General features: G+C 72.5%; 16 protein-coding genes. 10 read left to right on the top strand and 6 right to left on the bottom strand.

Features of this window, described 5'->3' with window-relative positions:
* Positions 1-6: 6 nt before the first annotated feature.
* Complete coding sequence (locus tag Q5694_RS25615; RefSeq protein ID WP_333935705.1) at positions 7-783, bottom strand: amino acid ABC transporter ATP-binding protein; 777 nt, start codon at positions 781-783, stop codon at positions 7-9.
* A gap of 290 nt (positions 784-1,073) precedes the next feature.
* Here Q5694_RS25615 and Q5694_RS25610 point away from each other — a divergent pair, with 290 nt between their 5' ends.
* Positions 1,074-1,760 (top strand): response regulator transcription factor, encoded by a 687-nt coding sequence (locus tag Q5694_RS25610; protein ID WP_333935704.1) that lies wholly within the window; start codon positions 1,074-1,076, stop codon positions 1,758-1,760.
* A gap of 9 nt (positions 1,761-1,769) precedes the next feature.
* On the top strand, positions 1,770-3,200 hold the full coding sequence (locus Q5694_RS25605) for a sensor histidine kinase (protein ID WP_333935703.1): 1,431 nt from the start codon (positions 1,770-1,772) through the stop codon (positions 3,198-3,200).
* Between the two features lie 206 nt (positions 3,201-3,406).
* On the opposite strand, the gene Q5694_RS25600 is transcribed toward Q5694_RS25605, so the two are convergent.
* Positions 3,407-4,408: a TAXI family TRAP transporter solute-binding subunit gene (locus Q5694_RS25600; protein ID WP_333935702.1), complete on the bottom strand. Its 1,002-nt coding sequence runs from the start codon at positions 4,406-4,408 to the stop codon at positions 3,407-3,409.
* 96 nt (positions 4,409-4,504) lie between these two features.
* On the opposite strand from Q5694_RS25600, the gene Q5694_RS25595 reads away from it, so the two are divergent.
* Positions 4,505-4,909 carry a MazG nucleotide pyrophosphohydrolase domain-containing protein gene (locus Q5694_RS25595; RefSeq protein WP_333935701.1) on the top strand — a complete coding sequence of 135 codons (405 nt, stop codon included), beginning with the start codon at positions 4,505-4,507 and terminating at the stop codon, positions 4,907-4,909.
* A 43-nt stretch (positions 4,910-4,952) separates the two neighbouring features.
* Here Q5694_RS25595 and Q5694_RS25590 read toward each other — a convergent pair whose 3' ends face one another.
* Positions 4,953-6,170 (bottom strand): cation:proton antiporter, encoded by a 1,218-nt coding sequence (locus Q5694_RS25590; protein WP_333935700.1) that lies wholly within the window; start codon positions 6,168-6,170, stop codon positions 4,953-4,955.
* A 4-nt stretch (positions 6,171-6,174) separates the two neighbouring features.
* Positions 6,175-6,660 (bottom strand): cation:proton antiporter regulatory subunit, encoded by a 486-nt coding sequence (locus Q5694_RS25585; RefSeq protein WP_333935699.1) that lies wholly within the window; start codon positions 6,658-6,660, stop codon positions 6,175-6,177.
* Positions 6,661-6,819: 159 nt separating this feature from the next.
* Here Q5694_RS25585 and Q5694_RS25580 point away from each other — a divergent pair, with 159 nt between their 5' ends.
* The 4 genes from Q5694_RS25580 to Q5694_RS25565 all read left to right on the top strand — a co-directional run bounded on the left by Q5694_RS25580 (position 6,820) and on the right by Q5694_RS25565 (position 10,924).
* Positions 6,820-7,863 carry a sensor histidine kinase gene (locus Q5694_RS25580; RefSeq protein ID WP_443040936.1) on the top strand — a complete coding sequence of 348 codons (1,044 nt, stop codon included), beginning with the start codon at positions 6,820-6,822 and terminating at the stop codon, positions 7,861-7,863.
* A 51-nt stretch (positions 7,864-7,914) separates the two neighbouring features.
* A complete protein-coding gene (locus Q5694_RS25575) occupies positions 7,915-8,568 on the top strand; it encodes a response regulator transcription factor (RefSeq protein ID WP_333935697.1) in 654 nt (217 codons plus the stop codon).
* A gap of 63 nt (positions 8,569-8,631) precedes the next feature.
* Positions 8,632-10,149, top strand: coding sequence for a tRNA (N6-isopentenyl adenosine(37)-C2)-methylthiotransferase MiaB (miaB, locus tag Q5694_RS25570; protein ID WP_333935695.1), 1,518 nt, complete (start codon positions 8,632-8,634; stop codon positions 10,147-10,149).
* A gap of 61 nt (positions 10,150-10,210) precedes the next feature.
* Positions 10,211-10,924: a class III extradiol dioxygenase subunit B-like domain-containing protein gene (locus Q5694_RS25565; RefSeq protein WP_333935694.1), complete on the top strand. Its 714-nt coding sequence runs from the start codon at positions 10,211-10,213 to the stop codon at positions 10,922-10,924.
* A gap of 341 nt (positions 10,925-11,265) precedes the next feature.
* Here the strand turns inward: Q5694_RS25565 and Q5694_RS25560 are convergent, their stop codons facing one another.
* Complete coding sequence (locus Q5694_RS25560; protein ID WP_333935693.1) at positions 11,266-11,649, bottom strand: antitoxin; 384 nt, start codon at positions 11,647-11,649, stop codon at positions 11,266-11,268.
* A gap of 26 nt (positions 11,650-11,675) precedes the next feature.
* Entirely contained in the window at positions 11,676-11,954 is a 279-nt protein-coding gene (locus Q5694_RS25555) for a hypothetical protein (RefSeq protein ID WP_333935692.1), read from the bottom strand.
* Positions 11,955-12,136: 182 nt separating this feature from the next.
* Between Q5694_RS25555 and miaA the strand changes: the two genes are divergently transcribed.
* The 3 genes from miaA (at position 12,137) to dapF (ending at position 14,635) form a co-directional block, all read left to right on the top strand.
* Positions 12,137-13,075, top strand: coding sequence for a tRNA (adenosine(37)-N6)-dimethylallyltransferase MiaA (gene miaA / locus Q5694_RS25550; RefSeq protein WP_333935691.1), 939 nt, complete (start codon positions 12,137-12,139; stop codon positions 13,073-13,075).
* A gap of 108 nt (positions 13,076-13,183) precedes the next feature.
* On the top strand, positions 13,184-13,696 hold the full coding sequence (locus tag Q5694_RS25545) for a hypothetical protein (RefSeq protein WP_333935735.1): 513 nt from the start codon (positions 13,184-13,186) through the stop codon (positions 13,694-13,696).
* Between the two features lie 66 nt (positions 13,697-13,762).
* On the top strand, positions 13,763-14,635 hold the full coding sequence (gene dapF, locus Q5694_RS25540) for a diaminopimelate epimerase (protein ID WP_333935690.1): 873 nt from the start codon (positions 13,763-13,765) through the stop codon (positions 14,633-14,635).
* The last annotated feature ends 267 nt before the right edge of the window (positions 14,636-14,902 follow it).

Genomic DNA, 14,902 nt, shown 5'->3' with positions numbered 1-14,902 from the left:
GCGCCGTCAGTGGTGCAGGATCTTCGACAGGAAGTCCTTGGCACGGTCGCTGCGCGGATTGCTGAAGAACTGGTCGGGCGCAGCCTCCTCGACGATTCGGCCGTCCGCCATGAACACCACGCGGTTTGCAGCCGATCGTGCGAAACCCATCTCGTGGGTGACGACGATCATCGTCATGCCGTCGCGGGCGAGCTGCTGCATGACCTCCAGCACCTCGTTGATCATCTCGGGGTCGAGCGCGGAGGTCGGCTCGTCGAAGAGCATCACCTTCGGCTCCATGGCCAGCGCCCGCGCGATCGCCACACGCTGCTGCTGGCCGCCGGAGAGCTGTGCCGGGTACTTGTCGGCCTGCGCGGCCACGCCGACCCGGTCGAGCAGGGAACGGGCCCGGTCCTCGGCCTCCTTCTTGTCCTTCTTGCGGACCTTGACCTGGCCGAGCATCACGTTCTCGAGCACGGTCTTGTGCGCGAAGAGGTTGAAGGACTGGAAGACCATGCCGACGTCGGCGCGCAGGCGGGCCAGCGCCTTGCCCTCGGCGGGCAGGGGCTTTCCGTCGATCGTGATCGAGCCGGAGTCGATCGTCTCCAGCCGGTTGATGGTGCGGCACAGGGTGGACTTGCCGGACCCGGAGGGTCCGATGACCACGACGACTTCACCGCGGGCGATCGTCAGGTCGATGTCCTGGAGTACGTGCAACGCGCCGAAGTGCTTGTTGACGCTCTTCAGGACGACCAGATCGCCGGTCGCGGCCACATCTTCCTTGGCCACCGATACTTCGGTCATCGCTCTCAGGCTCCGTCCTCCTCGGTTTCGGAGGACAGTAGTAACCCTCTACGACCTGCGTCATTACATCTGAGGTGAATCTGAGCATCACGATCCGATAGCAATCGGACACAAGTCGTAGCTCTTGCGAGCAGCCCTCATACCAGCCGGATAACGGAAGCCCGTCGCAACCGGAACCCTCTTGACGGCGTGCTCATCCATCAGCGTGACTGCACAAGGTGCACGCGCGCGCGTGCACGCGTTTTTGTACACACCTGGATCGTACGACCAGTGAACCGAAGGGGGCCCGGGTGAGACTGCTGCTCGTCGAGGACGACAACCACGTCGCCGCCGCCCTGTCGGCGGTCCTGGCGCGGCACGGCTTCGACGTCACCCACGCGCGCAGCGGTGAGGAAGCCCTCCAGGCCCTCGTCCCGGAGAGCGACGGCTTCGGTGTCATCCTTCTGGACCTCGGCCTGCCCGACCAGGACGGGTACGAGGTCTGCGGCAAGATCCGCAAGCGCACCGCCACCCCGGTCATCATGGTCACCGCCCGTTCCGACGTGCGCTCCCGCATCCACGGCCTCAACCTCGGCGCCGACGACTACGTGGTCAAGCCGTACGACACCGGGGAGCTGCTCGCCCGGATCCACGCCGTCAGCCGGCGCACCTCGCACGAGGACACCTCCAGCGGCATCGAGACCGGACTGCGGCTCGGGCCCGTGCACATCGAGCTCCCCACCCGCCGGGTCAGCGTGGACGGCTCGGTGATCCAGCTGACCCGCAAGGAGTTCGACCTGCTGGCCCTTCTCGCGCAGCGGCCCGGCGTGGTGTTCCGCCGGGAGCAGATCATCAGCGAGGTGTGGCGGACCAGCTGGGAGGGGACCGGGCGCACCCTGGAGGTGCACGTCGCATCCCTGCGGGCCAAACTGCGCATGCCCGCCCTCATCGAGACCGTGCGCGGGGTCGGCTACCGGCTCGTCGCGCCCGCGGGATAGCGGGGCCGGGTGCGCACGCGTCTGCTCCCGCTGCTCATCGTCCTGATGGCGGCCGTGCTGCTCGCCCTCGGGGTGCCCCTGGCCGTCAGCCTGGCCGGGGCACAGCAGCAGAAGGTCGTCGTCGACCGGATCGACGACACCGCCCGGTTCGCGGCGCTCGCGCAGTTCGTCACCGACTCGCCCGAGGGCCCCACCGGCGCCTTCGAGAACGAGCGGCTCGCCACCCTCAGCAGCGAACTGCGCAGCTACCACGAGGTCTACGGCATCCGCGCCGGCGTCTTCTACCGCAACGGCAGCGCCATGGCCCAGGCACCGGCGCGCTGGTCCCTGCCGCGCCAGGGCGAGGTCCGCGAGGCGTTCGACGAGGCGAAGCTCAGCCGCCGCAGCCACGACCCGCGGCAGGTCTGGCCCTGGCAGCGGCGCAATCTCGTGGTCGCCTCGCCGGTCATCCGGGACGGGGACGTCGTCGCGGTCGTCGTCACCGACTCGCCCACGGGGCAGATGCGTTCGCGCACGCTGCAGGGCTGGCTGGTCATCGGTGCGGGCGAGTTCGCCGCGATGCTGCTGGCCGTCGGAGCCGCCCTGCGGCTGACCGGCTGGGTGCTCAAGCCCGTCCGCGTCCTGGACGCCACCACCCACGACATCGCCACCGGGCGGCTGAAGTCGCGGGTCGCCGCCGCCGGGGGGCCGCCGGAACTCAGGCGGCTGGCCCGGTCGTTCAACGAGATGGCGGACAACGTGGAGGACGTGCTGGAGCAGCAGCGGGCCTTCGTCGCCGACGCCTCCCACCAGCTGCGCAACCCCCTCGCGGCGCTGTTGCTGCGCATCGAGCTGCTCTCCTTCGAGCTGCCCGAGGGCAACAAGGAGATCGCCTCGGTCCAGGCCGAGGGCAAGCGCCTCGCCCAGGTCCTGGACGATCTGCTCGACCTCGCCCTGGCCGAGCACAGCGAGGCCGACCTGAAGGTCACCGACATCGGCGAGCTGACCGCGGAACGCCTCGCGGCCTGGTCCCCGACCGCGGACGCCAAGGGCGTCACCCTGGTCGGCGACTGCCCGCCGACCACCGCCTGGGCCGACCCGGTGGCCCTGTCCAGCGCGCTGGACGCGGTCATCGACAACGCGGTGAAGTTCACGCCCGAGGGCGAGACCGTGGAGGTGGCCGTCGCCTCGGAGGGCGACACCGTCACCGTCTCCGTCAGCGACCACGGCCCCGGCCTCACCGACGAGGAACTCTCCCGGGTCGGCGACCGTTTCTGGCGCAGCGGCCGCCACCAGAACATCAAGGGGTCCGGTCTCGGGCTGTCCATCTCCCGGGCGCTGCTCGCGGCCGGCGGCGGCACGATCTCCTACGACCATCACGAGCCGCACGGGCTGCGGGTGACGGTTCGCGTGCCGCGGTCGGCGCCCGCGCCCTCACCGGGTTCGGCGACTGTGGTCTGATCGGGTTCGGCGCCCCACGGTCCGGTCGGGCCGGGTTCCCCCACCGTCCGGTCGGGCCCGGTGCCCCCGCTTCGGACGGATCGTCGGCCCCGGCTCGGCGGATCGCCGGGCCCCGGCTCGGCGAGTCGTCGTGCCCCGGCTTCGGCCGGTCGTCGTGCGCCGGGCGGCCGCGACGGCCGCCGCCTCCCGTGCCCGCACCGCCGTGCCTACGGTTTGACCGACTGGTAGTACCGCTGGGCGCCGACGTGCAGTTGCAGTGGGTCGGTGTAGATCGCCGTGCGCACGTCGACCAGCTGGGCCGAGTGGACGGTCGCGCCGATGCGGTCCCGGCTGTCGAGCACCGTGCGCGTGAGCCACTCGGCGAGCCGGGGATCCACGTCGCTGCGTGTGATCAGCAGGTTGGAGACCGCCAGGGTGGGCACCGGACGGCCGTGCTGGACGGAGGGGTAGGCCGACTCCGGCATCTTCGTGGCGCGGTAGTAGCGCGTGGCACCGCCCTGGTCGTGCAGCGCGGCCACCAGCGTGGCGTCGATCGGCACGAACCGGAAGGCCGACGCCGACTTCTTGGCCAGCCGGCTGAGCCCGTCCGTGGGCAGGCCGCCCGACCAGAAGAACGCGTCCAGGCCGTGTCCCAGCCTCTTGGGCCCGGTGTCGATGCCGTCCGAGGCCGGCTCGATGTCGTTCTCCGGGTCGATCCCGGCCGCCTTGAGCACGGCGTTCGCGATCAGTCGCACACCCGAGTCGGGCAGCCCTATGGCCACCCGCTTGCCCCGCAGGTCGGCGACCGAGCGGATGTCGGAGTCCGGCGGCACGACGAGCTGCACGTAGTCGTCGTACAGCCGGGCGACCCCGCGCAGCCGGCCGGCCCCCGGCCGGTTGTCGTGCATGTACGTGGCGACCGCGTCCGCCGCGGCGATCGCGAAGTCGGCGTCGCCCGACGCCACTTCCGCCACGTTCTCCTGGGACCCCGCACTGGTCAGCAGGCGCACCCGCAGATCGGGCATGTCCTTGTCGATCGCGGTGCGCAGCAGCTCGCCGTACTCGTGATAGACCCCCGCGCGCGTGCCCGTGCTGAAGTCGATCGTCCCCGACGGCGGCTCCTCGGCCCAGGGCCGCAGCCACCACAGCAGCAGGCCGAGGACCACGAGGGCGGCGGTGCCGCCCTGCACGGCCCGGCGCCTGCCGATGCGGGGGAACGTCTGGGACATGCGCGCGATCCTGCCAGCCGCGGGGCCTGTCTGACCAGGGAGGGGGTGTCACCGGGACGGCCCCGGGCGTCAGTGGCGGCCACTACAGTCGGCCCCATGAGCTCCTCGCCCGCCGACCTGGTCCGTGAATTCCACCGCGCGTTCGGCCTGGACGTCCGCAGCACCCCGACGGAGGTCCCGCCGGAACTCGCCGCCCACCGGGGCGCGCTCCTCGCGGAGGAGGCAGCCGAGGTGGCCGAGGTGGCGGTGCGGGGGCCGCTGGACCGGCTGGCCCACGAACTGGCGGACGTCGTGTACGTCGCCTACGGCACGGCCCTGGTCCACGGCATCGACCTCGACGCGGTCCTGGCGGAGATCTACCGCTCCAACATGACCAAGATGGGCCCGGACGGCACGGTCTCCCGCCGTGAGGACGGCAAGGTCCTCAAGGGGGAGCACTACGAGGCACCGGACGTACCGGGCGTGCTGCGCCGGCAGGGATGGATACCGGGCGGGGCGTGAGCCGCCCCACCACCGTCATCCGGAGACCGCGCCGCCCCGTTCCTCAGTCCGCGACGGGAGCCTCCGCCTCCGTCGCCCGAGGTGCCGGCTCCGGCCGGCGGGGTTCCCGGCGCCGCGCCCACCAGGACGCCACCGGCTCGGTGTACCGCGCGGTCAGGGGCCCCAGGACGACCAGGATGAGGACGTACGCCGTGGCCAGCGGGCCGAGGGACGGCTCGACCCCGGCCGCGACGGCGAGGCCCGCGATGACGATGGAGAACTCGCCGCGCGCCACGAGCGCACCGCCGGCTCGCCAGCGGCCCTTGACGGAGATCCCGGCCCGCCGGGCCGCCCAGTAGCCGGTGGCGATCTTCGTCAGGGCCGTGAGGACGGCCAGCCCGAGGGCGGGCAGCAGCACGGGCGGGATGCTCGACGGGTCGGTGTGCAGCCCGAAGAAGACGAAGAAGACGGCCGCGAACAGGTCGCGCAAGGGGCTCAGCAGGGTGTGCGCACCCTCGGCCACCTCGCCGGACAGCGCGATGCCGACCAGGAAGGCTCCCACGGCGGCCGACACCTGCAGCTGCTGTGCGACACCTGCCACCAGGATCGTCAGGCCCAGCACGACCAGCAGCAGCTTCTCCGGGTCGTCGCTGGAGACGAACCGCGAGATGACCCGGCCGTAGCGCACGGCGAGGAACAGCACCAGCCCCGCCGCGCCCAGCGCGATCGCCAGGGTCAGGCTGCCGGCCAGCAGTCCGGCCCCCGCGACCAGCGCCGTGACGATCGGCAGGTAGACCGCCATCGCCAGGTCCTCCAGGACCAGCACACTGAGGATCACCGGCGTCTCGCGGTTGCCGACCCGGCCCAGGTCGCCGAGTACCTTCGCGATCACGCCGGACGACGAGATCCAGGTGACACCGGCCAGGACCACGGCGGCCACCGGCCCCCAGCCGAGCAGCAGCGCCACCGCCGCGCCGGGCAGCGCGTTGAGCGCGCAGTCGACGAGACCGGACGGGTAGTGCGTCTTGAGGTTGGAGACCAGATCGCTCGCCGTGTACTCCAGGCCCAGCATCAGCAGCAGCAGGATGACGCCGATCTCGGCACCCGTGGCGACGAACTCCTCGCTCGCCCCCAGCGGCAGCAGACCCCCCTCGCCGAACGCCAGACCGGCCAGGAGGTAGAGCGGTATGGGCGACAGCCGGAAACGGCCGGCGAACCGGCCGAGCAGGCCGAGGCCGAGGATGATGGAACCGAACTCGATCAGCAGGACCGCGGAGTGCACCGGCTCACTCCCGCTCGAGTATCGTCGCGGCCGCGTCCACGCCCTCGCGCGTCCCGACGACGATCAGCCGGTCGCCCCCGGCCAGCCGGAAGTCCGGGGCCGGCGACGGAATGGCCTCCGCCCGCCGCAGCACCGCCACGACCGACGCGCCGGTTTCCGTCCGCATCTTCGTGTCGCCCAGCACCCGCCCGTTCCAGCGCGAGGTCGCGGGCACCTCGATCCGCTCGGCGACCAGTCCCAGGTCCGTCGTGTACAGCAGGCTGGGGCTGTGGTGGGACGGCTTGAGCGCGTCGATGAGCGAGCCCGCCTCGGAGCCGGTCAGCCGCAGGGAGTGCGCGCAGGAGTCCGGGTCGTCCGCCCGGTACACGTTCACCGTGCGCGTACCGTCGCGGTGCGCCACCACCGACAGATGGCGGTGTTCCCGGGTCTCCAGGTCGTACTGGACCCCGATGCCCGGCAGCGGCGTCGCCCTCAGGCGCGGAGCTGACACGTTGCTTCCCCTTGTTCGTCGTGTTCGGCTCGGAGCGGATGCGTGTCCGGCTCCGGGAGGACCGGAGCCGACGTCCGTACCGTCCGGGGCTCCGGTGAACCGTGCCGATCATCGGATCGGCCACCTCCGCATGCTGCCATCCGGCCGTACGGTGACGACATGGGTGTCGTGACGGATATACGCCACGGCCGGTCGTCGGAGAGGCTGGGACGGGCTGTGTCGTACGCGAGGGCCGGAAGGGGCGGATCCAGGAACGTGTCGTTGTTCTGGCGGATCTTCTCGCTCAACGCCGCGGGCCTGGTCGTGGCCACCGCCCTGCTGCTCGGCCCGGTCACCGTGTCCACGCCGGTCCTGCCGGGCGAGGCCCTCGTCCTGCTCGGCGGTCTCGTGGTGCTGCTCACCGGCAACGCGCTGGTGCTGCGCTTCGGCCTCGCCCCACTGCAGCGGCTGGCCCGGGCCATGGCCACCGCCGACCTGCTGCGTCCGGGATCCCGCCCGGTGGTCAGCGGCCCGGCGGAGGCGGCCGGCCTGATCACCACGTACAACACCATGCTCGACCGGCTGGAGGCCGAGCGCGCCGCGGGCGCCGCCCGGGCCCTGTCCGCGCAGGAGCGGGAACGGCACCGGATCGCCCGGGAGCTGCACGACGAGGTCGGGCAGACGCTCACCGCCGTCCTCCTCCAGCTCAAGCGCGTCGCCGACCGGGCGCCCGAGGACCTGCGCGAGGAGGTCGGCCAGGCGCAGGAGGCGACCCGGGCCGGTCTGGACGAGATCCGCCGGATCGCACGCCGGCTGCGCCCCGGTGTCCTGGAGGAGCTCGGCCTGGCCAGTGCCCTGCGCTCGCTGGCCGGGGAGTTCACGACCCACGGACTGACCGTGAGCCACCACGTCACCGGCGACCTGCCCGCCCTCGGTCCGGAAGCGGAACTGGTCGTCTACCGGGTCGCCCAGGAGAGCCTGACCAACACCGCCCGGCACGCCGCCGCCGACCGCGCCGAACTCCGCCTCCGGCCGGTCGCCGGCGGTGTGGAACTCCTCGTGCGCGACAACGGCACCGGCCTCGAGGGGGCCGCCGAGGGCGCCGGCATCACCGGCATGCGCGAACGGGCCCTGCTGATCGGCGCCGCCCTCGCTCTGGACCCGGCCCCGGGCCGGGGCACGGACGTGCGGCTGCGCATCCCCGTCACGGAGGAAACCCGCTGATGTCCCTCACCGCAGGACTCCGTTGATGTCCGTCACCGAAGGGCCCCGCTGATGTCCACCCCGATCCGCGTCCTGCTCGCCGACGACCACACCCTGGTGCGGCGCGGGGTCCGCCTCATCCTCGACGGCGAACCGGACCTCACGGTCGTGGCCGAGGCCGGTGACGGGGCGGAGGCCGTGGCCAAAGCCCGGGAGACCCCCGTCGACCTGGCCGTCCTGGACGTGGCCATGCCCCGCATGACGGGCCTCCAGGCGGCCCGCGAACTCTCCCGCCGGCTGCCCGGCCTGCACATCCTCATCCTCACGATGTACGACAACGAGGAGTACTTCTTCGAGGCGCTCAGGGCCGGGGCCGGCGGCTACGTCCTCAAGTCCGTCGCCGACCGGGACCTGGTCGAGGCCTGCCGGGCGGCCGTGCGCGACGAGCCGTTCATCTACCCGGGCGCCGAGCGGACCCTCGTCCGCTCCTACCTGGAACGGCTGCGGCGGGGCGACGGCGTGCCGGAACGGGCCATCACCGAACGCGAGGAGGAGATCCTCAAGCTGGTCGCCGAGGGCCACACCTCCAAGGAGATCGGCGAACTGCTCTTCATCAGCGCCAAGACGGTCGAGCGCCACCGCGCCAACCTGCTGCAGAAGCTCGGCATGCGCGACCGCCTGGAGCTGACCCGGTACGCCATCAGGGCCGGGCTCATCGAGCCGTGAGCCCCGGGCGGGGTTGTCCACAGGCGGCCGAGCCACATGCGCGAAGCGCCTACCCTTGTCCCCATGAGCAGCATCGACCGGAGCCAGTCAGTGGGCGGCACGCGCACGTACGAGGTACGCACCTACGGGTGCCAGATGAACGTCCACGACTCCGAGCGATTGTCCGGACTGCTGGAGGACGCGGGCTACGTCCGCGCCCCCGAGGGTGCCGACGGCGAGGCCGACGTCGTCGTCTTCAACACCTGCGCGGTCCGGGAGAACGCCGACAACAAGCTGTACGGCAACCTCGGCCACCTCGCGCCGAAGAAGGCCGCCCGCCCCGGGATGCAGATCGCCGTCGGCGGCTGCCTCGCGCAGAAGGACCGCGACACCATCGTGAAGCGGGCACCCTGGGTGGACGTCGTCTTCGGCACGCACAACATCGGCAAGCTCCCGGTCCTGCTGGAGCGCGCCCGCGTGCAGGAGGAGGCGCAGGTCGAGATCGCCGAGTCGCTGGAGGCGTTCCCCTCCACCCTGCCCACGCGCCGCGAGAGCGCCTACGCGGCCTGGGTGTCGATCTCCGTCGGCTGCAACAACACCTGCACCTTCTGCATCGTCCCGGCCCTGCGCGGCAAGGAGAAGGACCGCCGCCCCGGCGACATCCTCGCCGAGATCGAGGCGCTGGTCGCCGAGGGCGTCTCCGAGGTCACCCTGCTCGGGCAGAACGTCAACGCGTACGGCTCGGACATCGGCGACCGCGAGGCCTTCAGCAAGCTGCTGCGCGCCTGCGGGAAGATCGAGGGGCTGGAGCGCGTGCGCTTCACCTCCCCGCACCCGCGCGACTTCACCGACGACGTCATCGCCGCCATGGCCGAGACACCGAACGTGATGCCGCAGCTGCACATGCCCCTGCAGTCCGGCTCCGACCCGGTCCTGAAGGCGATGCGCCGCTCCTACCGCCAGGAGCGCTTCCTCGGGATCATCGAGAAGGTCCGCGCCGCCATCCCGCACGCCGCGATCAGCACGGACATCATCGTGGGCTTCCCCGGCGAGACCGAGGAGGACTTCGAGCAGACGCTGCACGTGGTGCGCGAGGCCCGCTTCGCGCAGGCCTACACCTTCCAGTACTCCAAGCGCCCCGGGACCCCGGCCGCCGAGATGGACGGCCAGATCCCGAAGAAGGTCGTCCAGGAGCGCTACGAGCGCCTGGTCGCCCTTCAGGAGGAGATCTCCTGGGAGGAGAACAAGAAGCAGGTCGGCCGCACGCTGGAACTGATGGTCGCCGAGGGGGAGGGCCGCAAGGACGACAGCACCCACCGCCTGTCCGGCCGCGCCCCCGACAACCGGCTGGTCCACTTCACCAAGCCGGACGAGGAGGTCCGCCCGGGCGACGTCGTCACGGTCGAGATCACCTACGCCGCCCCGCACCACCTCCTCGCCGAGGGCCCGGTCCTCGGCGTCCGCCGCACGCGTGCGGGCGACGCCTGGGAGAAGCGGAACACGGCCGGGAAGTCCAAGCCCGTGGGCGTGATGCTGGGCCTGCCGAAGATCGGTGCTCCCGAGCCGCTGCCCGTGGCGGCGAGCGGCTGCGGCTGCGACTGACCTCGTCGGGAGCGCTGCCGCCCCGCGGTGGCGGCGCTCCCCGGGCGTTACCCTGCCGATCATGCTTGTCGCCGCCGCTGCCTGCCCCTGCCCGCCCCTGCTCGTGCCCGAGGTCGCCGCGGGCGCGGCGCCGGAACTGGACTCCGCGCGGGCGGCCTGCGTGGACGCGCTGGGCGTGCTCGCCGCCGCCCGCCCCGACCGGCTCGTGGTCGTCGGGCCGCAGGAGGGCGCCGGGTCCGAGTCGTACGCGGAGGGCACATCGGGCTCCTTCCGGGGCTTCGGCGTCGATGTGGACGTCCGGCTGGGAGCGGCCGGGGACACGGAGGGGGAGCGGCGGCTGCCGTACTCCCTGACCGTGGCCGCCTGGTTGCTGGAGCGGACCGGGTGGCGTGACGCGCCCGTCGAAGGACTGGGCGTCGGTGAGCAGCTCCCCCCGCGGCGATGCCTCGAGATCGGGCGGGACGTCGCCGCGCGGGCCGGGCGGATCGCACTGCTGGTCATGGGTGACGCCAGCGCGTGCCGGACGCTCAAGGCCCCGGGCTACCTCGACGAACGTGCCGCCCCTTTCGACGCAGGGGTGGCCCGTGCGCTCGGCGCGGCCGACCTGGCCGCCCTCAGAAGCCTGGACACCGGTCTGGCACAGGAGCTGAAGGTGTCCGGCCGGGCCCCCTGGCAGGTGCTGGCGGGCGCAGCCGAGGACGCCGGCCTCGGCGGATCACTGCTGTACGAGGACGCGCCCTACGGCGTCGGGTACCTGGTCGCGACCTGGTCGTGAAGCGCGGGAGGACCTGACGCCGGCGGACGAGTCGAACCCGGCGCTCGGGGTACGGGGGCTCGTCGGCCAGCGGAAGCCGGCAACGGCGAGCCGGTGGTGGCGACGCGGCGGGCCGACGCCGCCGCCTGGGAGCTGATCCGGCGGGGAGCCGGCCCCGAGGCCTGGTGCTCCGCGCCCTGCCGCGCAGCCGGGGAAGCCCGGGCGGACGGCGGACGGCGGACGGCCGGGAGCGGGGGAGTGCTCCGCGGCCGTCCGAGGCGCCTCGCGGGGCGCCGTGCGAGGCACCTCACGTGATGCCGGGCGAGATGCCTTCCGTGTGCCGTGCGTGTGCCGTGCGCGCGTCAGGATGTGGGCGGGGGTACGTCGTCCGGTGGGGTACCGCCGCCCGTGTCACGCGGTGGGGCGGTGCGGCCCGCATCCGCCGGCGTGGCTCCCGCGCTCGGCCCCGGAGGGGTGCCCGGCGTCGGCGTCGTTCCCGGTGCCTGTGCCGTGCCGCCCGTGTCCGGTGTGCCGTCGTCCTTGTGCGCGAGCCGGCCCATGGCACCCTTGGCCCTGCCCGTGCCGGACTGGATCCGGTCGCTGTACTTGCCCTTGGTCCTCTTGTCGACGGCCTCGGCGGCCTTGTCGAGACCGTGGTGGATCTTGTCCTCGTGCCGCTGCGCGAGGTCCGAAACCTTGTCCTTGGCCGGGCCCAGTTTGGCCTTCACGTTGTCCAGCAGACCCATGGTTCACCTTCCCTCGCGCGGGGCGGTCACGTCCGGGCGCCCTCGCCGGCCTCGTTGTCGGCCGCCTTCTCGGTGGACTGCTGCTCGGGGATGTCGACGACTTCCGGCTCACCGCCCCCGGTAGTGGCCTCGGCGGCCGGCTCGTCCGTCTGCGCGGCCGCTTCCGTGTCCCTGTCCTTCGTCTCCGCGGCCCCGGCCGCCTCCTCCGCCTCGGTCCCGGCCTTCGCGGTGTCGGCCCCGGCCTCGGCGGCAGGCGCTTCCGTCGTGGCCTTCGACCGCCGGAAAAGTCGTGCAAACACGCCCATATCCACTCCATACGTTACTCGTGCGGGCGAAATCCCGCGTTGCCCGGTGCGTCCGTTTGTGCGGGCCGGGCCGCCGCCTCCGTGATCCGGCGGCAGGAACCTCGCAACGGGCAACGACCCCGCGACCGCGGCGTCACGTAACTCGTTCGGGAGCCGGCTGCGAGGTTTGCGAGACTGTCCGGGTGAGCAGCGCACCCCCCGCCCCCCGCGTCATCGCCGTCGTCGGACCGACCGCGGCCGGAAAGTCCGATCTGGGCGTCTTCCTGGCCCAGCGTCTCGGCGGCGAGGTCGTCAACGCCGACTCCATGCAGCTCTACCGAGGGATGGACATAGGCACCGCCAAGCTGACGCCCGAGGAGCGCGGAGGAGTCACGCACCACCTGCTGGACATCTGGGACGTGACCGTCACGGCGTCCGTCGCCGAGTACCAGCGTCTGGCCCGGGAGCGGATCGACGCACTGCTCGCGCAGGGCCGTTGGCCGGTCCTGGTCGGCGGCTCGGGGCTGTACGTGCGCGGGGCCGTGGACAACCTGGAGTTCCCCGGCACCGACCCGGAGGTCCGGGGCCGGCTGGAGGAGGAGCTCGCGCTGCGCGGCTCCGGGGCGCTGCACGCCCGGCTGGCCGCCGCCGACCCCGAGGCCGGCCGGGCGATCCTGCCGAGCAACGGCCGCCGGATCGTCCGGGCCCTGGAGGTCATCGAGATCACCGGCAAGCCCTTCACCGCCAACCTCCCCGGCCACGACTCGGTGTACGACACCGTGCAGATCGGCGTCGACGTGGCCCGGCCCGAGCTGGACGAGCGCATCGCGCGCCGTGTCGACCGGATGTGGGACGCCGGGCTCGTCGAGGAGGTACGCGCACTGGAGGCGCAGGGGTTGCGCGACGGGCGTACCGCCTCGCGCGCGCTCGGCTACCAGCAGGTGCTCTCGGCGCTCGCCGGGGAGTGCACCATGGAGGAAGCACGGACCGAGACCGTCCGTGCCACCAAGCGCTTCGCGCGCCGCCAGGATTCATGGTTCAGGCGCGATCCCCGGGTTCACTGGTTGAGTGGGGCGGCGGCGGACCTCACCCGGCTTCCGCAGCGCGCACTGTCCTTGGTGGAACGGCCGGTTACAGCCTGATCACGTCATGGCATCGGGACGCCCAGGCCGTCATCCGGGGCTTCGGCGGCGTGCCATCATCGAGCTTCGATCGACCGAGTTGAGTCCTAGTTGGGAGGGCGCGTGGCGATGGAGGCCGGCCCTCGCGACACCGCAGGAAGCACCGACCGCATCACCGCCGGGCGGGACGGGGCGGCGCTCGGAGACGGCCCGGAGCCGGAGACCGACCGCCTCAGCGACGACGGCCCCGACGAGACGCCCGGCGTGACGGACGACGGCCCCGAGCCGGAGGAGATGTTCGCCGACGAGGTCGAGGTCGAACTGCGCCCGCAGCGCCGCCTGCGCATCTGGCAGCTCGCCCCGATCGTGGCCCTGGCGGCGCTCGGCTCCCTGATGTTCGCGTTCCCGCTCGCCTTCGACTTCGGCGACAGCGGCGCCGTCATCGCCATGCTCGGGCTGCTGATCTGCTCGACGGCGGCCGGCTGGGGCATGATGGCCGCCCGCCGCGTCGGCTCCACCTGGCCCGGCCTGCCCGCCCGCGGCTCCGGACGCAGACCCGACTGGCGGGTCGTCCTCGCGTACGCCGTGGTGGTGGCCGCGGTGGTCGTCCTGGCCGTGTGGCGCGTGGCACGACTGCGGTAGAGCGGCGCGAGCCGGGCGGGAATCCCGCGCCGTCGCGTCCGTGCGGCAGCCCGTACGATCGAGGACATGAGCACGCGGATCGCCTTCCTCAAGGGTCACGGCACCGAGAACGACTTCGTGATCGTCCCGGACCCCGAGAACGCCGTCGACCTCCCCCCGGCCGCCGTCGCCGCCCTGTGCGACCGTCGCGCGGGCATCGGTGGTGACGGACTGCTGCACGTCGTGCGCTCCGCGGCGCATCCCGAGGCCGAGGACATGGCGGCCGAGGCCGAGTGGTTCATGGACTACCGCAACGGCGACGGCTCGGTCGCCGAGATGTGCGGCAACGGCGTGCGCGTGTTCGCCCGCTACCTCCAGCGCGCCGGGCACGTGGCCGAGGGCGACCTGGCCGTGGCCACGCGCGGGGGCGTGAAGACCGTGCACCTCGCCAAGAACGGTGACGTCACCGTGGGCATGGGCAAGGCGGTGCTCCCCGAGGGCGACGTCACGGTGAGCGTCGGCGAACGCAGCTGGCCCGCGCGCAACGTCAACATGGGCAACCCGCACGCGGTCGCCTTCGTCGAGGACCTGGCCCACGCCGGCGACCTGCACTCGTCGCCGCCCTTCAGCCCGGCCTCGGCCTACCCGGACGGCGTCAACGTGGAGTTCGTGGCCGACCGCGGCCCGCGCCACGTCGCGCTGCGCGTGCACGAGCGCGGCTCCGGCGAGACACGCTCCTGCGGCACGGGCGCGTGCGCGGTCGCCGTGGCCACCGCCCGCCGTGACGGCGCCGACCCGACGGTCACCGGCACCCCGGTGACCTACACCGTGGACGTGCCCGGCGGCACCCTGGTGATCACCGAGCGGCCCGACGGGGAGATCGAGATGACGGGCCCGGCCGTGATCGTGGCCGAGGGTGAGATCGACGCGGACTGGCTGGAGGCCGCCGCGCGCGCGTGAGTGCCCGGGAAGCCGTCTCCCGCTGTCGGCGCCCCGGCCCGAAAGAGCCGTAAAGATCAAGCCAATTGGCGGAAACAGCAGCGGTACAGCCCTGTCGCGCAGGGGTGCAAACTTCGCATTCGTCCCTCGAATGGGTGATCAGTTTCACGCTCGGCGAGAGGCGGCCAGCCGGGCGTGGTGGGCTCGGTAGCATCAAGCACCGGCCCGGACGGGGAACCGAAGCCGCCCCCTGAGCCGTGTCCGCCCTGGGGCACCCCGTCCGCCGGT

It is taken from the genome of Streptomyces sp. AHA2 (genome assembly GCF_036857595.1).
Taxonomy (GTDB): domain Bacteria; phylum Actinomycetota; class Actinomycetes; order Streptomycetales; family Streptomycetaceae; genus Streptomyces.
This window is presented reverse-complemented; position numbering and strand designations above follow the sequence as displayed.